General features: G+C 63.4%; 17 protein-coding genes and 1 pseudogene. 7 read left to right on the forward strand and 11 right to left on the reverse strand.

The annotated features are described in order from the left end of the window. The first annotated feature begins 36 nt into the window (after positions 1 to 36). A complete protein-coding gene (locus ACYHH6_RS32675) occupies positions 37 to 1,092 on the forward strand; it encodes a LacI family transcriptional regulator (RefSeq protein WP_352585638.1) in 1,056 nt (351 codons plus the stop codon). On the opposite strand, the gene gndA is transcribed toward ACYHH6_RS32675, so the two are convergent. The 7 genes from gndA to ACYHH6_RS32710 form a co-directional block, all read right to left on the reverse strand. After that, positions 1,089 to 2,516, reverse strand: a complete 1,428-nt coding sequence (gene gndA / locus ACYHH6_RS32680) for an NADP-dependent phosphogluconate dehydrogenase (RefSeq protein ID WP_352585637.1) — start codon at positions 2,514 to 2,516, stop codon at positions 1,089 to 1,091. The genes ACYHH6_RS32675 and gndA overlap by 4 nt on opposite strands. Positions 2,517 to 2,667: 151 nt before the next feature. After that, entirely contained in the window at positions 2,668 to 4,290 is a 1,623-nt protein-coding gene (locus ACYHH6_RS32685) for a copper resistance CopC/CopD family protein (protein WP_352585636.1), read from the reverse strand. A gap of 53 nt (positions 4,291 to 4,343) precedes the next feature. Continuing rightward, the gene (locus tag ACYHH6_RS32690; protein ID WP_352585634.1) at positions 4,344 to 4,862 is read right to left on the reverse strand and encodes a YcnI family copper-binding membrane protein; all 519 of its coding nucleotides are present in this window, start codon (positions 4,860 to 4,862) and stop codon (positions 4,344 to 4,346) included. Between the two features lie 37 nt (positions 4,863 to 4,899). Further along, on the reverse strand, positions 4,900 to 5,439 hold the full coding sequence (locus tag ACYHH6_RS32695) for a copper chaperone PCu(A)C (protein WP_352585632.1): 540 nt from the start codon (positions 5,437 to 5,439) through the stop codon (positions 4,900 to 4,902). Between the two features lie 101 nt (positions 5,440 to 5,540). Then, entirely contained in the window at positions 5,541 to 5,897 is a 357-nt protein-coding gene (locus ACYHH6_RS32700; RefSeq protein ID WP_352585630.1) for a DUF2946 family protein, read from the reverse strand. A 119-nt stretch (positions 5,898 to 6,016) separates the two neighbouring features. Further along, positions 6,017 to 6,916 (reverse strand): GntR family transcriptional regulator, encoded by a 900-nt coding sequence (locus ACYHH6_RS32705; protein WP_352561805.1) that lies wholly within the window; start codon positions 6,914 to 6,916, stop codon positions 6,017 to 6,019. 101 nt (positions 6,917 to 7,017) lie between these two features. Beyond that, entirely contained in the window at positions 7,018 to 7,197 is a 180-nt protein-coding gene (locus ACYHH6_RS32710) for a hypothetical protein (protein WP_352585629.1), read from the reverse strand. Here ACYHH6_RS32710 and ACYHH6_RS32715 point away from each other — a divergent pair. The 6 genes from ACYHH6_RS32715 (at position 7,178) to ACYHH6_RS32740 (ending at position 14,711) form a co-directional block, all read left to right on the forward strand. Beyond that, entirely contained in the window at positions 7,178 to 8,683 is a 1,506-nt protein-coding gene (locus ACYHH6_RS32715) for a UxaA family hydrolase (protein ID WP_352585627.1), read from the forward strand. The genes ACYHH6_RS32710 and ACYHH6_RS32715 overlap by 20 nt on opposite strands. A gap of 56 nt (positions 8,684 to 8,739) precedes the next feature. Next, positions 8,740 to 9,738: an aldo/keto reductase gene (locus ACYHH6_RS32720; RefSeq protein WP_352585626.1), complete on the forward strand. Its 999-nt coding sequence runs from the start codon at positions 8,740 to 8,742 to the stop codon at positions 9,736 to 9,738. Positions 9,739 to 10,034: 296 nt separating this feature from the next. Beyond that, entirely contained in the window at positions 10,035 to 11,027 is a 993-nt protein-coding gene (locus ACYHH6_RS32725; RefSeq protein WP_112562796.1) for an ABC transporter substrate-binding protein, read from the forward strand. Between the two features lie 84 nt (positions 11,028 to 11,111). Further along, positions 11,112 to 12,665 carry a sugar ABC transporter ATP-binding protein gene (locus tag ACYHH6_RS32730; RefSeq protein ID WP_352585624.1) on the forward strand — a complete coding sequence of 518 codons (1,554 nt, stop codon included), beginning with the start codon at positions 11,112 to 11,114 and terminating at the stop codon, positions 12,663 to 12,665. Beyond that, entirely contained in the window at positions 12,662 to 13,627 is a 966-nt protein-coding gene (locus ACYHH6_RS32735; protein WP_192259215.1) for an ABC transporter permease, read from the forward strand. The genes ACYHH6_RS32730 and ACYHH6_RS32735 overlap by 4 nt, the downstream gene beginning before the upstream one ends. A 67-nt stretch (positions 13,628 to 13,694) precedes the next feature. Next, a complete protein-coding gene (locus ACYHH6_RS32740) occupies positions 13,695 to 14,711 on the forward strand; it encodes a zinc-binding alcohol dehydrogenase family protein (RefSeq protein WP_352585622.1) in 1,017 nt (338 codons plus the stop codon). Between the two features lie 15 nt (positions 14,712 to 14,726). Here the strand turns inward: ACYHH6_RS32740 and ACYHH6_RS32745 are convergent. The 4 genes and pseudogenes from ACYHH6_RS32745 to ACYHH6_RS32760 all read right to left on the reverse strand — a co-directional run. Beyond that, positions 14,727 to 15,050, reverse strand: a pseudogene (locus tag ACYHH6_RS32745) (UTRA domain-containing protein); the annotation flags it as partial. Positions 15,051 to 15,454: 404 nt separating this feature from the next. Further along, positions 15,455 to 16,306: a sugar phosphate isomerase/epimerase family protein gene (locus tag ACYHH6_RS32750; RefSeq protein WP_352585620.1), complete on the reverse strand. Its 852-nt coding sequence runs from the start codon at positions 16,304 to 16,306 to the stop codon at positions 15,455 to 15,457. Between the two features lie 97 nt (positions 16,307 to 16,403). Beyond that, entirely contained in the window at positions 16,404 to 17,591 is a 1,188-nt protein-coding gene (locus ACYHH6_RS32755; protein ID WP_112562826.1) for a Gfo/Idh/MocA family protein, read from the reverse strand. Between the two features lie 60 nt (positions 17,592 to 17,651). Further along, a complete protein-coding gene (locus ACYHH6_RS32760) occupies positions 17,652 to 18,707 on the reverse strand; it encodes a sugar phosphate isomerase/epimerase family protein (RefSeq protein WP_112562946.1) in 1,056 nt (351 codons plus the stop codon). Positions 18,708 to 19,022 lie beyond the last annotated feature (315 nt).

Genomic DNA, 19,022 nt, shown 5'->3' on the forward strand with positions numbered 1-19,022 from the left:
TCCGGCGGCTGCTATGCGCCTGACGGGGCGGGACGAATGGACAGGGACCAGACGGACAAGGACGACGAGGCGTCGGCACATGAGCGGCCGACGCTAAAGACGCTCGCCTTCATGACCGGGCTCGGCGTCACCACCGTCTCGCGGGCGCTGAAAGATGCGCCCGAGATCGGCGCCGAGACCAGGCGCCGCGTTCAGCTCGTCGCCAGACAGATCGGCTACCGGCCGAACCGCGCCGGCGTGCGCCTCAGAACCGGCAAGACCAACGTCATCAGCCTCGTGCTCAACACCGAGCGCGAGATCATGAGCTTTGTCTCCGACATCATCTACGGCGTCTCGGAGGTGATTGCAGACACGCCCTATCACCTGATCGTCACGCCCTATTCGCGCTCGCAGGATCCGCTGGATCCGGTGAAGTATCTGGTCGAGTCCGGCTCGGCCGACGGTGTCATCATCTCACGCACGCAGCCCAACGATCCGCGCGCCCGCTACATGCTCGAGCGCGGCATACCCTTTGCCACGCATGGCCGCACCGATATGGGGCTGGTGCACCCCTATCATGACTTCGACAACTACGCCTTCGCCGCCGAGGCGGTGCGCCATCTGGCCGGCATCGGCCGGCGCCGGCTGGCGCTGGTGACACCGCCTGTGGGGCTCACCTATTACGGCCACACGGTGAACGGCTTTGCCGATGCGCTGGGCGAGGTTGACGCCAGCGAAGTGCCGTTCAACACCGTTTCAATCGACCAGTCGATCGATCAGATCAGGACACGGACCGCGCAGCTGATGCGCCGCGACGTGAGGCCGGACGGTTTCGTCAGCAGCGCCGCCGCCGCGACGCTGGCCATCGTAGCCGGCATCGAGGATGCGGGCCTGAAACTCGGCCGCGACGTCGATGTCGTATCCAAGCAGTCGTCGGAACTGCTGCATTTGTTCCGCCGGGAGTTGCTGATCGTCAACGAAGACTTCCGCTTGGCAGGCACCGAACTTGCCCGCGCCGTGCTGGGCTGGATAGGCGGCGTGGCACCCGGCTCTTTGCAGACCGTGGTCAAGCCGGGCGACGTCGTCGCTTATCGCAACCCTACGGCCGATTAACCCGCCGCGCCGCTGCCCCATGGACCGTGGAAAGCCCCCTGCTCGCGGATGCGTTCGAAACCGTGCGCGCCGAAGAAATCGCGCTGCGCCTGGATCAGGTTCGAGGTGCCGCGGCCCTGGCGGTAGCTGTCGAAATACGCAAGCGCCGACGCCAGCGCCGGCACGGGCGAGCCGGCCTCGGAAGCCTTGGCGACGATGCGCCGGAGCGACGGATGCGCCTCCTGCATCATGGCGATGAAGGCCGGCGCCATCAAAAGGTTGGTGGATGCACCGCCGGAGCCGAAGGCTTCCGCCATGGTGTCGAGCATCTGCGAACGGATGATGCAGCCGGCGCGCCAGATCTTGGCGATGGTCGGCATCGGCAGGTTCCAGTTGAACTCCTTCGAAGCGCCGCTCATCACCGCGAAACCTTGCGCATAAGCAGCGATCTTGCCGGCGAGCAACGCCAGCTCCAGGTCTTTCAGAAGTGCCGCCTTGTCGCCGGAGATCTTGGTCACGCCGATATTGCCATAGGCCTTTTCCGCAGCCTGGCGCTCATCCTTGATCGACGACAGCACACGGGCCGCCACCGCCGCTTCGATCGCCGTTGCCGGAATGCCGAGCTGCTGCGCCTCGATGACAGACCATTTGCCGGTGCCTTTCTGGCCGGCGCGGTCGAGGATGATGTCGACCACCGGCTTGCCGGTCTTCGGATCGTCGGCGGCCAGCACCTTGGCGGTGATCTCGATCAAATACGAATCGAGCCGACCCTTGTTCCAGTCTTCGAAGACCTTGCCTATCTCCTTCGGCCCCATGCCGAGGCCGTCACGCAAAATGCCGTAGATCTCGGCGATCATCTGCATGTCGGCATATTCGATGCCGTTGTGGATGGTTTTCACGAAATGCCCGGCGCCGTCGGTGCCGAGCCAGGCAGCGCACGGTTCGTCCTTGAATTTGGCCGAGATCGCGGTCAGCACGCTTTCGACGCGCTTCCAGGATTCTTCGGTGCCGCCGACCATGATCGACGGCCCGTGGCGCGCGCCTTCCTCGCCGCCGGACACACCCATGCCGATGAAGGTCAGGCCCGAGCCCGACAATTCGGAAAAGCGCCGCATCGTATCGCGGAAATTGGCGTTGCCGGCATCGATGACGATGTCGTTGGCCGACAGCACGCCGCGCAGCGCTTCGATCTGCTCGTCGACCGGCTTGCCGGCCAGCACCATGATGATGATCGGACGCGGCGGCCGGATGGCTTCGGCGAGTTCCTCGAGGCTGTAGCAGGGCACCACCCTGTCCCTGAGTGCACCGGCGCTCTCAAGGAAGGCATCGGTGCGCGCCTTGGTGCGGTTGAAGACGGCGATGCGGTGCCCGTGCTCGGCAATGTTGAGCGCCAGGTTGGAGCCCATCGTGCCAAGGCCGATCAGGCCGATTTCGGCTTTTTCCATCGTTTCTTCCCTGTTTTCGAATTTTGTTTGTTTGAGCCCGCGATTTGCGGGGATGATTGACGGCCCTTTCGGGCCGCGTCAACCGCCTCGCCGATTTGTGTTGGGTGGATTGTCGCGCCCAACTCGCGCGGTGCCGTATGGCAGTCCGACTTTACGGCCGGATATCGATAGGCGCCTCGATCTTCACGATGTCGAAGTCCGAAACCAAAATGTCGAGCCGCGCCGTCCAGCGCCCGGGTACCGGGATGACGAGATTGTCGACCCGCCAGGTGCCGTCGCCGGGTTTGGTTGCCGGCCGTTTTATCGGCTCGATGCCGGAATCGGGCTTGGACAGCACCAGCGTCACTTCCTTGGCGTCGAGCTGTCCGAAATCCCCGTCCATGATGACGATGGAGGCAGCAACCTGTCCGGCATGGCCAGGCGTGATGTCGATGTCGGCCATCGCCTTCAGCGTGTGGATATGGGTCGATGTCGGCTGCGCCGCAGCGATCGCCAACGCCCGTGGCGGCGGCGTGAAGCGCCAGCCAGCGGCAACGCCGAAGATCAGGAGCACGATCAGCATTTCGACTGAGATCGAGCGGCTCAGCCGGCGCCGCACCTCCGTCGCTCCGGCCTCGGCCAAGGCGGTAAGCCGCCAGCGATTGACCGCTGCCAGCGTGAACAGAAACACCAGCAGCGCCAGCTTGATCAGCAGCAGCCGGCCATAGGCGGTGTTGACGAGTGCCGCCGGCGTCTGCACCTGGATGATTGCGAGCACGATGCCCGCGGCGGCAAGCATCGCCACCACAGGCATGATCGTGCGTGAAAACCGCCGCAGAAACGCGCCGGCCTCTGCCGATTGGCTGTTTAGCGCCAGACCGAGCGGCAGCAGCGCTCCGGCCCAGAAGGCGATGCCGGTGCCGTGCAGAAACACCATCGGCCGCGTCAGCCATTGCGGCTCGGCAGCACTCGCATGGCCGCTGGCGGCAAGGGCTGCGCCGACACCCACAAGTCCGGCGAGCGCCAGCGGCCTGGCGCCAGCGCGCGGCCCGACCAGCGACAAAAGGCCTAGCCCGAGCGCCGCCAGCGAAATCAGCACCGTCCAGCCGAAGCTGGTGCCGAGCCCGGTCCGCCAGACCACCGGTTGTGCCAGCCGGGCAAGGGGCGCGCCCAGCGCATCCAGCCCCTGGAACCCGAGCGACAGGGGTGCTGCGACCAGGCCGCACAGCATGGCGGCAATGACGAAACGCTGGCCTGAGCGCACACCTTGCGCCAGCCATGTCAGCGCGAAGGCGCCGCCGACGCCGAGGAAAAGCCCGATGTAGAGAAGAACCTTGCCGGTCCAGATCGCCGACCGCAAATCCATGTCGACAGCTTCCGCCACTGCCGGCGCCGCGCTTGGCGCGCCGACGGAAAACAGCACCGAGCCGCCGACCGGATGGCCGTCGGCGGAAATCACCCGCCAGCTCAAGACATGCGTGCCCGGCCCGAGCTTTTGCGGATTGTCGATCTCGACCGTCTGGTCGCTGAGCCGGGAAGAGGTCAGCGCGACAGGCGTACCGTCGGGCCACACCAGCGTCAGCACCAGCGGCGACACCGGCTCGCTGAAGGTCAGCGAAAATTGCGTAGGCGTTTGCGCCAGCACAGCGCCGTCGGCCGGGTCGGCCTTGATCAGCGCCGCATGGGCAAGGGCCTGGTTTGGCGTGGCGAGGACGGCAAGAAGCAGGATCGTGGCCAGCAGGCCAAAGCACCTGCCGACTGTCCGTTCTATCCGCTGGAAACAGGCCACGCTCATGCCATCCATCAAAACAGTGGCGCGCCGCTTCGAAGCAGCGCGCCACCAATGCATCACTTCTTGGGCAGCAGGTTGAGGCCGGGCGCCGGATCTTCCAGCGCATCCTCATCCTGGCCAGCAGCCGGAATCTCTATCCAACGCGTAGTGGCGCCATCGCATTCCTGCACCACCGGAAAATAGAGTTTTTGGCCGACCGGCAGATCGGCGGCCAGCGTGCCGCGGAAGACGAATTCGTCATAAAATTCATCCGGCAGGCTGCCGCCACTCCAGTCGACCTCCTTGACGCCCGACTTCACCGCCTCGCCATAGAGCTGGTAGGATTTCTCGTATTTGCCGTTCTTGACCTGCAGCGTCCAGCCGGGCTTGGGCATCGGCTTCACCCCGATCACCCCTTCCGGGATCTGCACGCGCACGGCAATCGTCGCCTTGCCGTCGCAGCCATGCGGCACCCGCAGCACAGCCTTGTAGGTCGAGCCGACCGGCGCTTCCTGGGTTTCGAGCGTGATATGGGCGAAGGCGGCACTTGTCCCCAGGACGAGACATGCAACGGCGGGCAAAAGATATCTGTTCATGATGGTCCCTCTCGAAAAATCGGTTGGCAATAATTGGTCAGTCGTTGTCTTCATGGGGCGGAGCGCTGCCTATGGCTTGCACGGCAAACTCGACGGTCACCGCTCCAGCTTTCTCGAAGGTCAGCGTGGCGGCAAACATCTGGCCCTCTTTGGGCGGCTGCTTCAGATCCATGAACATTATGTGGTAGGCGCCGGGTCCCAGCGTCACCTTGCCGCCCGCCGGGATGTCCAGGCCGCCGTCGACCGGGCGCATGGTCATGACACCATCCTTCACCCCCATTTCGTGCAGTTCGGCTTTGCCCGAAATGTCGGAGGCAATCGACAGCAGCCGGTCCGGCGCGCTGCCCTTGTTGACGATGGTGAAATAGCCGCCGGCGACCTTGGCGCCGGCCGGCGTGGCGCGCGACCAGGGATGCTCGATCTCGATGTCGCCGGCCTTGAACTCATGCGCAAGGACGGAGTGTGCGCCGACGAACAACAGCGCGAAGGCGAAGACCACGCTGCCGAGACGCTGCTCGATCGTGCGGAAGAAAGGCGTGCTGCGGCGCAACGCGGCGGCACGAAGTAAACGGGGCATGGGGAGGCTCCATGAATATGAGGTCGCGCCGTTGCCGGTCGCGAACGATATCGGTCATTGGATGATTGTCGCTCGCGCAGGTTACGCGAGATGCCGCAGTTTCAGGCCATAAGCGGCGGAGCGCGTGGATTGGCCGGAGAACGCTCGCGTGTGAAATCGAGATGCCTGGTTATCGGAACGACAAAGGAAACAGTTTCGAAGGACAGGCTGACCGGCGTCACGCCGACACCGGGCGGCGGCGCATAGGCAACCGAGGCCATGCTGCAGCCAAGCATGCAGCATGCCGGCATATGCTGCTGGTGTGGATCGCCGCCGGGAAGCTGGACCGCTCCCTCATGGGTGCAGATAACGTTGCCGAAGGCGTCGAGCTGCGAGGCATCCGGCGCCGTGCCGAAGGCAAAGGCGCCGAGCGTCGACTGGAGCAGCAACACACAGGCCGCGACAAACACGGCCGTCATGCTCCATCTTTGGCGCCGGATGTTCAAGAAACCTGCCTCTTCACGCAGCAACGGCAGATGTCTAGCACGCGCCACGCGGCCGGAAAATCGCCAAATCATCGCTGCGGCAACGCGGCGCGTTAAGAAGCGATCCGACCGATTTCCGGAATCGAGGTCAGCAACGTGTTGCGCGCCGACTTCAGATGTTTGCGGCAGGCGGCATCGACCTTGCCGAGATCGCGCGATTTCAGGGCTGCGATATAGGCGAGATGCTCGCCAACCGCGACTTCGTTGCGCTCGCGCTCCTGCGCCTTGTTCCACTGGTAGTGGTAGTGGAAGATCATGGCGATGACGTCGTAGAAATCGACAATGAAGCGATTGTGCGAGGCGCGGTGGATCAGCCGGTGAAAGCGCTCGTCGAGCTCCGAGAATTCGTTGAAGCGGGTGGCGATCTCGCTGGCCAGTAGCCGGTGCTCGTCCTCCAGGCGGTCGAGGTCGGCCCACACCGGGCTGTCTTGCGGCAGCGCCGCAAAGGCCGCCGCCGAGCGTATCTCGAACATCTCGCGGATTTCGGTGAGTTCGAGCGCGAAGGCGCGCGTAAAGCCTTTCAGCACCCAATGGCTGTTGCGCCGCTTCTCGATCAGGCCGAAGCGCGAGAATCGGATCAGGAATTCGCGCACGCTGGTGGTGCCAACACCGATCTCGCGCGCCAGTTCGAGTTCGTTGATCTGCATACCGGCCTCGGCGCCGCCGACGAGCAGCCTGCGCATGAACGAGCGCTCGATGATCTGCGCCAGCGTGTCGGTCTCTTCCTCGGGGAAGAAATCGTCCGGCTTCGGCGCCCTGAGCACCGTTTTGTTGCGCTTGTTCCAAGCGATCAGGCCGGTTTCTTCCATGCGCGCCAGGATGGTGCGCACGGTGGTGCGGCTGACCCCAAGCAGAGTGCCAAGCTCCGGCTCCGACGGCAGGCTCTGCGTTTCATCGAGCAGCCGCAGACCCCTGTTGTAAGCGTCCTTGTAGACGTTGTTGCTCTTCGACATCCCTGGCCCGTTGCGCGCCGGCGCTTGCTATGGCTGGCTTGAAGCGCGATATCACAGATGTTTCCTAGCGCATGACCCGGCAAAGCAAAACGCTTTGCGTGTCAGACGCGGCTCTCTACAACCCACGCGTCCATCGGATGCATGGTCTCCTCCTGAAAAAACAATTGACGCACAAATGTTTTTTCCCGATAAAAGACATTATATGGAAACAGACGCGTGTCAATCCGCGCATCCCCCAGGAACAGACCCAGGAAACTGCCCGTGAACGCCTCGAACAGCATTCTTCTGTCTCCCGCCGACAATGTCGCGGTCGCCAATGGCCGCATCGAGATCGGCACCGCTCTGCCCGGCGGCGCCGTCGCCACGGCCTTGATCGAGCCCGGCCACAAGGTGGCGATCAAGCCTATCGCCGCCGGCGAGGCGGTGGTCAAGTATGCCCAGGCCATTGGCCGTGCCACGCAGGACATCGCGCCCGGCGAGCATGTCCATTCGCACAATCTGGTTTTCGAGAGCGGCCGCCTGCCGGTGGTGCCGCCGAGCGAGGCCGAACACGCGACGGCAGCCGATCGCGCCCGCACCTTCATGGGCTACCGCCGCGCCGATGGCCGCGCCGGCACCCGCAACTTCATCGGCATCATTGCCAGCGTCAATTGCTCGGCCACCGTCTGCCATGCCATTGCCGACGAAGCCAACCGCACGCTCTTGCCGAAATATCCGGGCATCGACGGCTTCGTGCCGATCGTCCATGGCCAGGGCTGCGGCATGAGCGCCACCGGCGACGGCATGATGGTGCTGCATCGCACGCTGGCCGGCTACACCCGCCATCCGAATTTCGGCGGCGTGCTGATGGTGGGCCTCGGCTGCGAGGTCAACCAGCTCACCCTTTATGGCCAGAAGGGCGCGGCCGCCGGAAAACGCCATTTCAACATCCAGGACGCCGGCGGCTCGCGCAAATCGGTGGAGAAGGCGATGGGCGTGCTCGCCGAGATCGCCGAGGAAGTCGGCACATTGCAGCGTGAGCCGATCCCGGTCAGCGAGATCGTTGTCGGCCTGCAATGTGGTGGCTCCGACGGCATGTCGGGCATCACGGCCAATCCAGCACTTGGTGCGGCCGTCGATATCCTGGCCGGCGTCGGCGGCATCGGCATCCTGTCCGAGACGACGGAGATCTATGGCGCCGAGCATCTGCTCGCCTATCGCGCGGCAACGCCGGAGATCGCCAAGAAACTCGACGGTTTCGTCAAGTGGTGGGAAGATCACGTCGCCAAGCATGGTGCCTCGATCGACAACAACCCTTCGCCCGGCAATAAGCGCGGCGGCCTGACCACCATTCTGGAGAAGTCGCTGGGTGCGGTCGCCAAGGGCGGCCAGACGCCGCTCAACGGCGTCTTCGGCTATGCCGAGAAGGTCACCGGCAGCGGCCTGGTGTTCATGGACACGCCCGGCTACGACCCGGTCTCGGCGACCGGCCAAGTGGCGGGCGGCGCTAACATCATCGTCTTCACCACCGGCCGCGGCTCCTGCTTCGGCTGCCGGCCGACGCCGTCGATCAAGGTCGCCACCAACTCGACCATGTACCACCAGATGGAAGAGGACATGGACGTCAATTGCGGCGTCATCGCCTCGGGTGAAAAGACCATCGCCGGCATGGGTCGCGAGCTGTTCGAACTGATCGTCGAGACGGCATCGGGCCGCAAGACCAAGAGCGAGGCGTTCGGCTACGGCGACAACGAATTCGTGCCGTGGCACCTCGGCGCAACGCTCTAAAACACTGACCAAAAAACTACGGGCTGCAAAAGTGAGTCCGCAAGGGGAGGCTTTGGATGGACAAACGCCGCATCGGCACAACTGCGCTCGAGGTCACCGAGATAAGCTTCGGTGGGGCGGCGATCGGCGGCCTCTACCGGGCCTGCCCGCGCGAGGCGGCGATGGAGACGCTGCAGACCGCTTGGGAAGCCGGCTTGCGCTATTTCGACACCGCTCCCTTCTATGGCTTCGGCCTGTCGGAACGGCGGACCGGTGATTTCCTGCGCTACAAGCCGCGAGACTCCTATGTTCTGTCGACCAAGGTCGGGCGCCTGTTTCGCCCCGTGCCGGAAGATCAGGTTCCCGATCATTCCTATGTCGACCCGCTGCCTTTCGCGCTCGACTACGACTATTCCTATGACGGCATCATGCGCTCGGTCGAGTTCTCCTATGCGCGGCTCGGGCTAAACCGGATAGACATCCTGTTTGTTCACGACATCGGCACCTACACGCATGGTGTCGAGAAGACGAAAGTGCATTTTCGCCAGCTGATGGATGGCGGCTTGAAGGCTCTGGAAGAGCTGAAATCGTCCGGCGTCATTTCCGCCTATGGGCTCGGCGTCAACGAGGTGCAAATCTGTCTCGACGTGCTGCGCGAAGCCCCGCTCGACTGCATCCTGCTCGCCAGCCGCTATTCGCTGCTCGATCGCTCGGCTGAGGCCGACCTTTTGCCGCTCTGCCGGCAGCGGCAGACTTCGCTGATCATAGGCGGCGTCTTCAACTCCGGCATCCTGGCGACCGGCCCCGTACATGGCGCGCATTTCGACTATGTGCCGGCGACGGAGGACATCTTGGAGCGCGTCGGCGCGATGGAGAAAATCGCCACCGAGGGTGGCTATCCGCTGGCGGCGGCCGCGCTGCAGTTCCCGTTGCACGAACCGGTCGTGGCCAGCGTACTGACCGGAACAGCCAAAGCCGCCAATCTGACACGCAATCTCGACCTGTTCGACGTCGAGGTGCCGCAAACGGAATTCGCAAAATATGCTCCTTACACCGTCGTTCAGGAACTCGGATGACGATGATCATGTGATTCTCAAGAAAGAATGAACATTCCATATTGACTAGACAATGGAATTAATATTCCATTGCAATCAAGGAGGATCGGGAGCGTCTGGACGTGGCATTGAGGATCGGCAAGGAGGCTTCTCCGCCGAGCCATGCGCAGGCCGATATGAAACACCGCTTGCGTCGGCTGGATCGATGCACTATCAAAAAGCGGTAACTGTTTTTTATTGATAAAGTTCTGTTTGGGCCGCGCCTATCCGAATGGAGCTTCCGTAACCTTCACCGGGCGATCTAGGGAGGAACCCTCATGAAATTTGTGACCAGCATTCTCAACCGCCGCTCGCTCGTCGCGCTCGCTGCCGCCTCGATGCTTGCCGGTGCGCTGCACACGGCGCCGGCTTCGGCGGCGGATGTGACCATTCCGATCATCGTCAAGGACACCACGTCCTTCTATTGGCAGATCGTTCTGGCCGGCGCCCGCAAGGCCGGCAAGGATCTCGGCGTCAACGTGCCGGAACTCGGCGCCCAGGCTGAGACGGACGTCAACGGCCAGATCTCGATCCTCGAGAACGCCGTTGCCGGCAACCCGGCTGCCGTCGTCATCGCCCCGACCGAGGCCAAGGCGCTCGGCAAGCCGATCGACGAGGCCGCCACCAAGGTCAAGGTCATCGGCATCGACTCCGGCGCCGACTCCAAGGCCTTCACCTCGTTCCTGACCACCGACAACGTCCAGGGCGGCCGTGTCGCAGCTGACGGTCTTGCCGCTGCCATCGGCGCCGCCAATGGTGGCAAGGTCGAGGGCAAGGTTGCGCTGATCACCGCACTGCCCGGCGCCGGCTCGCTCGAACAGCGCGCACAGGGCTTCAAGGAGCAGCTCAAGGCCAAATATCCAGGCCTTGAACTGGTTGCCGACAAGTATGCCGACGGCCAGGCCACCACCGGCCTCAACATCGCCACCGACCTGATCACCGCCAACCCGGACCTCAAGGGCATCTTCGCGTCCAACCTGATCATGGCGCAGGGCGTCGGCCAGGCGATCGCCGAGAACAACCTTGCCGGTAAGGTCGGGCTGATCGGCTTCGACAGCGACGAGAAGCTGATCAAGTTCCTCAATGACGGCGTCATCTCCGGCCTCGTCGTCCAGGACCCCTACCGGATGGGCTATGACGGCATCAAGACCGCACTCGCCGCCTCGAAGGGCGAGAAGGTCGAAGCCAATGTCGACACCGGTGCCAATCTGGTGACCAAGGCCAACATGAAAGACCCCAAGATCGACGCGCTGCTCAACCCGAAACTCTGAGCCGCATCCATCTCGAAAACTGTTTCCGGGGCTCCTCGCGCGCCCCGGAAACACCAATCGCAAGGCCAATCTGGGAGGATTGTCATGACGCCAACGGCGCAGGAACTGCACCCGGCCCCAACGCTGGAGCCTGGCAGGACGATCCTCGAACTGCACGGTCTGGAAAAGCGCTATCCTGGCACGCATGCCCTGAAGCCGGTCCACCTCGCCTTCAAGGCTGGCGAAATCCACGCCATCGTCGGCGAAAACGGCGCCGGCAAATCCACCCTGATCAAGCTTCTGACCGGCGTCATGCCGCGCACCTCCGGCGACGTCATCTGGGAAGGCAAGCCGGCAGCTCTGGCGACCCCGCACGAGGCGATGGCGCTCGGCATCAATGCCGTGCACCAGGAAGTCGTGCTTTGCCGCCACCTCACCGTCGCCGCCAACATGTTCCTCGGCGAGGAGGAGTCCCGTTTCGGCATCCTGCAGCAGCGCGCCATGGTCAAGGATGCACAAAAGATCATAGACGACCTCGGTTTCGACCTGCCGGCGCATGTCGTGCTCGGCGACCTCACCATCGGCCAGCAGCAGCTGATCGCCGCCGCCCGCGCCACGGTGCGCGGCACCAAGTTCCTGATCTTCGACGAGCCGACCGCCTACCTCACCCGCAAGGAGGCCGACCAGCTGTTCAAGCTGATCCGCCGCCTCAAGGGCGAAGGCGTCACCATCATCTACATCAGCCACCGCATGGAAGAGGTGTTCGAACTCGCCGACCGTGTCTCGGTGCTGCGCGACGGCACGCTGGTCGGCACCAGGAACATCGCTGAGACCAACGACGCCGAGCTGGTCAAGATGATGATCAACCGCTCGATCGAGCAGGTCTACCACAAGGAGCATTTCACGCCCGGCGCGATGATCGTCGAAGCGAGGAACCTGTCCGGCAATGGCTTCGAAAACGTCTCGATGACCGTCCGCGCGGGCGAGATCGTCGGCCTCTACGGCCTGATCGGCGCCGGCCGCAGTGAGTTCGTCACCACGCTCTATGGCCGCCATCGCAAGTCGGCCGGCCAGATTCTCTGGGAAGGCAAGGAAGTCCAGGTCAACTCCGAGCACGACGCGATCAGGCTCGGCATGGCGCTGGCGCCTGAAAGCCGCCGCGACCAGGGCCTGTGCCTGAACCTGCCCGTAGGCCTCAATCTCAATCTGCCGATCTACAAGCGCATATCCAGGAACATGCTGATCTCCGGCGCAAAGGAGAAGGCCGAGGCCGATCGCCAGATCGCCGACCTCCGGATCAAGACCCCGACACGCGGCGCCCTCGCCTCCAGCCTGTCGGGCGGCAACCAGCAGAAGATCGTCATTGGCAAGTGGCTGGCGCACGGCGCCAAGCTGTTCATCTTCGACGAGCCAACGGTCGGCGTCGATGTCGGCACCAAGGCCGAGATCTACCGCCTGTTCGGCGCGCTTTTGTCCAAGGGCGCCGGCATCATCCTGATCTCGTCATACCTGCCGGAAGTCTATGAGCTGGCCGACACGCTGCATGTGTTCCGGCGCGGCAAGCTGGTGGCCACGCACGGGTTCCGCAGCGCCGACCACGAGGAAATTCTCTCTCAGGCGCTCGCCGAGAAACAAGAAAAAAAGGGAGGTCAGACATGAGCACCGAGGCCATTGCCGCCGAAAAGCCGAAGCGCAACTACAACGCCCTGTTCGGGTTGACGCTGCTGGCGCTGCTGGTTCTGCTTTGGATCATCCTGTCGGTGTCGACGCAGAGCTTCGCCTCGGCCAACAACATCTCGAACCTGCTGCGCCAGGGCTCGATGATCGCTATCCTGGCGGTCGGCCAGACCTTCGTCATCATCACCGGCGGTATCGATCTATCCGTCGGCGCCGTGGTCGGCTTCGCCACCGTCATCGCCGCCATGCTGATCAACGCCGGCGTGCCGGTTTTCCTCGCCATCCTGATCACGCTTCTGGTCGGCGTCGCCATCGGCATGTTCCACGGCTTCGGCATCGTCAAAATGGGCCTGCCGCCTTTCATCATCACGCTGGCGACGCTCACCTCGCTGCGCGGCATCGGCCTGTTGATGACCAACGGCAACTCCATCTCGATCAACAACGACGCCTTCCAGGAGTTCTCGCGCAACTCCTTCGTCGGCGTCCCCAATCTGTTCTGGATGGTGATCCTGGTCGGCATTCCGGCTTACATCTTCCTGCATCACAGCCGCTGGGGCCGCTATCTGTTCTCGGTCGGCTCCAACGCCGAGGCCTCGCGCCTCTCCGGCGTCAATGTCCAGCGCACGATCTACATGGCCTACACGCTGTCTGGCCTGTGCGCGGCCTTCGTCGGCGTGCTTTTGGCCTCACGTATCGGCATCGGCAACCCGACCCAGGCCGAGGGCTGGGAACTGCAGGCGATCGCCTCGTCGGTCATCGGCGGCACCTCGCTGTTCGGCGCCGTCGGCTCCGTCCACGGACCGTTGCTCGGCGCCTTCATCCTCGCCACCATCAACAATGGCGCCAACCTCTTGAACGTCAACGCCTTCTGGCAGCGCATCATTACCGGCGCGCTGATCATCATCATCGTCTATTTCGACGGCCTGCGCCGTCGCGGCAAATAATCCTCCCTGACCTTTTCGCCGGTCCGCTCGACGGACCGGCGCCTTTTTTGAACACTGGAATTGCTGAATGAAAGCCGTCGTTTGCCGCTCGCCTGGCGACCTTGTCCTAGAAGACCGCGCCGCACCAGGCGCACCACCTGCCGGCTGGGCGCTCGTCGCGGTCAGCCATATCGGCATATGCGGTACCGACTACCACATCTTCGAGGGCAAGCACCCGTTCCTTGCCTACCCCCGGATCATGGGCCACGAAGTGTCGGGCACCATCGTCGAGGCCGGTGAAGGCGTCGAACTCGCCGTCGGCGAGCCCGTCATCATCAACCCCTACCTCGCTTGCGGCAAATGCATCGCCTGCCGGCAGGGCAAGCCGAATTGCTGTGTGCGGATCGAAGTGCTCGGCGTGCATCGCGACGGCGCCATGGCCGAGCAGATCCTGGTGCCGGCACAGAATCTTTATCCGGCAAACGGCCTGTCGCTGGCCGATGCCGCTGCCGTCGAATTTCTCGCGATCGGCGCGCATGCCGTGCGCCGTGCCCGCGCTGAACCAGGCGCCCGCACGCTGGTCATCGGCGCAGGGCCGATCGGGCTTGGCACGGCGATCTTCGCCCGCATTGCCGGGCTCGATGTCAGCCTGCTCGACATGAGCACGGAGCGGCTGGATTTTGCCAAAGGCGAACTCGGCTTCGCCACGCTCGACGGCTCGCAAAAGGCGGCAGCCGAACTGGTGCGCGATGCAACCGGCGCCGAAGGCTTCGACGTGGTTTTCGACGCCACCGGCAACACCGCCTCGGTGCAATCTGCCTTCGCCCACGTCGCGCATGGCGGCACGCTGGTTCTGGTCAGCGTCGTCAAGGACGACATCGTCTTTTCCGACCCCGAATTCCACAAGCGCGAGATGACCTTGGTAGGCAGCCGCAATGCGCTCAAGGCCGACTTCGACCACGTCGCCGCCTCCATCCGCAACGGCGCCGTGCCGCTGGCGAAGCTCGTCACCCACCGCACCACGCTGGCCGCCACGCCGCACGATCTCGCCCGCTGGGCGCATGAGAAATCCGGGCTGATCAAAGCTGTGATCGAGATCGCGTAGGGCCAGCAGGCGGGCTTACAGCGCTGACAGTTTCAGCTCCACCCGCTCCGCCGGAAACCGCGTTTCGGAAAACTGGACCGGTCGGCCATCCGTTGTGACATTGACGGCGGCGGCGACCAGCACGATGGCCCCCGGCTGCAGGTTGAGGTCGGCAAGGTCGGCGGCATCGGCATGGCGTGCCGACAGCACCGTCGATTGCCTGAGATAATCATCCACGCCGAAACGCCGGAGCGAGGCGGTGATCGAACCGGTCTCCGCCATCACGGCATCGATGCCTGCGAAACGCTTTGCCTCGTACCAGCTGGCGGCGCGCGACACCGGCCGGCCGTCGGCCTCGCCGCCAGCCGGATTACCTGTCCTCAAAGGCCGAGGCTTTCTCCCTCTCCCGAGCCGCTAGGCTCCCTTTCCTCTCCCTCCGGAGGGCAGGGCTATCGCATATGGATTCTTTCGAAGAGGGACCCCCACCCTAACCCTCCCCACAAGGGGGAAGGAACGCGGCCGCGCGCCAACATTTGCCCGCCCAAACCTCGGTAATTTGCTGAAATCAGCGCTTACGGAGTTCTCCCTCCCCCTTGTGGGGAGGGTTAGGGTGGGGGTAGGTGCCGGGCAAACCTTCGGGAAGTTTCATATGCGATTGCCCTGCTCTGGAGGGGGGAAAGGTGGCTCGGCAAAGCCGAGACGGAGTGGGGAAACCACCTGGCAACCGCCGCGACGCAAATAGAAAATGGACTAGGGCGCAGGGCCTAAGCCGCCCTCTTCCACCCATCCCGGATATGCCTGTATCCCTCGCGATAAACCGCCTCCGGGCTCTCCGAAAAATCCCGCCACACCTTGGTCGCCGCCGCCAGATCCTTCAGCGAGCGTCCGAACGCCTCGATCGTCAACCAGTCGTCGTAGCCGCCCTTGCGGATCGCCGAGAACGTCTCGGCCCAGGGAATGTTGCCGCGCCCCGGCACGCCGCGATCGTTCTCCGAAATGTGGATATGCACGACATTCCGCCGGTGCTTGGTATAGGCGCCGATCGGGTCGGCCTCCTCGATATTGGCGTGGAACGTGTCGTACATCGCCTTTATGTGCGGCCGGTCGATGGCGTCGATGTGCTCGGACAGGTCGGCCATCGTGTTGAGCAGGTAGCACTCGAAACGGTTGAGCGCCTCCAGCCCGATGGTGACGTTCCTCTTGCCGGCATGGTCGCCAATGGCGCGCTGCGAGGCGACCGAACGTTTTTTCTCGGCCGCCGTCGGCCCACTGCCGGAAAAGGCGCCGAGCGTCGAATGCAGCGGTCCACTCAGCTTGTCGGAACCGAGTGCCACGCTGCAGTCGATGGCCCATTTCATATAGTCGATGCCAGCCTTGCGGGTCGCCGCATCCGGCGAGATCAGATTCATCCCCGGATCGCCCATCGCGGTCACAGCCGTGCGCTCCAGCCCGATGCGGTCGAGCATTTCGCCGAGTTTTCTGTAGTCGTCAGGCGTACCGGCAAAGACCGGGATCTCGACCCCGTCGAAGCCCGTCGCCTTGATGTCCCTGAGCAGCGCCTCGTGCTTCTTCGAGACGCTGGTCGTCCACAAGAACATACACATGCCGATTTTCATCGACATTCCCTCCCCATGTGACGGCGCGCTGGTCTCACTCGCCAGCTTCGCCTTGCCCCTCATCCGGCCGCTTCGCGGCCACCTTCTCTCCCGCCGCCTAAAGTTTCGTCCACGCCCCATTCTTCTTCGACGACTTCACGCAGGCTTCGATAAACGCCATGCCTTCGACGCCGTCCTCGATCGTCGGGAACACCACATCCTTGCCCGGCTTGCCGCCCTTCTTGCGTGCAGCCCGGATCGCCCGCGCGGCTTCCTGGTAGATATTGGCGAAGCCTTCGAGATAGCCTTCCGGATGCCCCGACGGGACGCGGCTGACGCGGCCGGCGACCGGCAGCGCGCCGGCGCCGTTGCGGGTGAGCAGCTGCTTGGGCTGGCCGAACGGCGTGTACCAGAGATAGTTCGGATCGGCCTGTACCCATTCCAGCCCGCCCTTCGAACCATAGATGCGCAGCCTCAGCCCATTCTCGTGGCCGGGCGCCACCTGGCTCGCCCAGATCATGCCCTTGGCCGGATGTGTTTTGCCGACCGGTTTGAAGCGCAGCATGACGTTGACATTGTCGTCGAGCTGCCGCCCCGGCACGAAAGCGTCGAGATCGGCCGACAGTGAATCGAGTTCCAGCCCGGAGACGAAGCGCGCGAGATTGTAGGCATGGGTGCCGATGTCGCCGAGCGCGCCGCCCGCCCCTGCCTGCTTGGGATCGGAGCGCCACGCCGCCTGCTTCTGGCCGGTGGCGGCAAGGTCTTCGGTCAGCCAGTCCTGCGGGTATTCGGATTGCACGATGCGGATATCGCCAAGCTGGCCTTTGGCCACCATCTCGCGCGCCTGCCGGATCATCGGATAGGCGGTGTAATTGTGCGTCAGCACGAACACCTTGCCGGTCTTCTCGACTATCGCCGCAAGCTTCTTGGCCTCAGCCAAAGTCGTCGCCAACGGCTTGTCGCAGATCACGTGGATGCCAGCTTCGAGGAAAGCTTTCGCCGCCGGGACGTGCACATTGTTGGGGGTGACGATGGCAACCGCCTCGATGCCGTCCGGGCGCTTGGCTTCGGCCTTGGCCATCTCGGCATAGGACGCGTAGCTGCGCGCCGGGTCGAGACCGAGTTCGGCGGCGGAAGCCTTGGCGCGCTCGGGATTGGCCGACAGCGCGCCGGCCACCAACACGAAGTCATTGTCCATGCGCGCCGCGATCCGGTGCACGGCGCCGATGAAAGCGCCCTGGCCGCCACCGACCATGCCATAGCGGATCGGGCCGCCTCCCGTTTCAGCTTTCGATGCGCCGACCATGATCGTCTCCCTCGTCTTGTGCGTTCTGCTTTTGGCGTCTGCCACTGCCGGCGAAGCCGGTCAGATCCCCATCATCGCGCGCAGCATCTTCTTGTCGGTTGTGCCGCCGGCGAAATCGTCGAATGCCTTTTCCGTCACGCGGATGATGTGGTGCTGGATGAAGGGCGCGCCTTCGGCCGCGCCGTCTTCCGGATGCTTCAGGCAGCACTCCCATTCCAGCACCGCCCAGGAATCGTAGCCATACTGGGTGAGCTTGGAGAAGATGCCGCCGAAATCGACCTGCCCGTCGCCCAGTGAGCGGAAGCGGCCGGCGCGGTTGGTCCAGCTCTGGTAGCCGGAATAAACGCCTTGCCGTCCCGTCGGGTTGAACTCGGCATCCTTGGCGTGGAACGCTTTGATCCGCTCGTGATAGATGTCGATGAATTCGAGATAGTCGAGTTGCTGCAACAGGAAATGCGACGGGTCGTAATTGATGTTGCAGCGCTTGTGGCCGCCGACCGCGTCGAGGAACATTTCGAAGGTGGCGCCGTCGAAGATGTCTTCGCCGGGATGGATCTCATAGCCGACATCGACGCCATTCTCGTCATAGACGTCGAGGATCGGCTTCCAGCGTTTGCCAAGTTCGGCGAAGGCCTCCTCGATCAACCCGGCCGGCCGCTGTGGCCAAGGGTAAAGGTACGGGAAGGCCAGCGCCCCGGAAAATGTCACCGAGGCCTTCAGGCCCAGATTCTTCGAAGCCTTGGCGCCGAACGTCATCTGTTCGACCGCCCATTTCTGCCGCGCCTTCGGGTTGTTGTGCACCGAGGCCGGGGCGAAACCGTCGAACTGCGCGTCATAAGCGGGATGCACCGCCACCAACTGCCCCTGAAGATGCGTCGACAGTTCGGTGATCTCGACGCCGGCATCGGCACAGATGCCTTTCACCTCATCGCAATAGGTCTTGGAAGACGCCGCCTTCTTGAGGTCGAACAGGCGTGCGTCCCAGGTCGGGATCTGTACGCCCTTGTAGCCGAGACCGGCCGCCCATTTGGTGATCGAAGCCAGCGAATTGAATGGCGCGGCATCGCCCGCGAACTGCGCCAGAAACAGCCCCGGACCTTTCATTGTCGACGGCATCGGCATCCTCCCAATTCATTTTCCAGAGACCAAGCATAGCGCCTGATGAAAGCAGGGCCAGCCTCTTTGGTCTTTTGTGATGTGCATTCTCGACTTGCCATTCTGGTATTACCAAATACCGGAAATGGGTCAAGCCATTTGACTCGCAAGCGCAGCAGCCGGCGCACCCCGAAATAGGGAACATATACAAGCATAATCAATACAGTAAATGGATGCCGCGATCGTACGGCGGCAGTTCTTGCCGCGTGACAAAAATTGCTGTAGACCTCCATTCAGGCCCAATTGGTCGAACCAGTTTGCGTAAAAATGCTGGAG

Source organism: Mesorhizobium sp. P171375 (assembly GCF_057786075.1).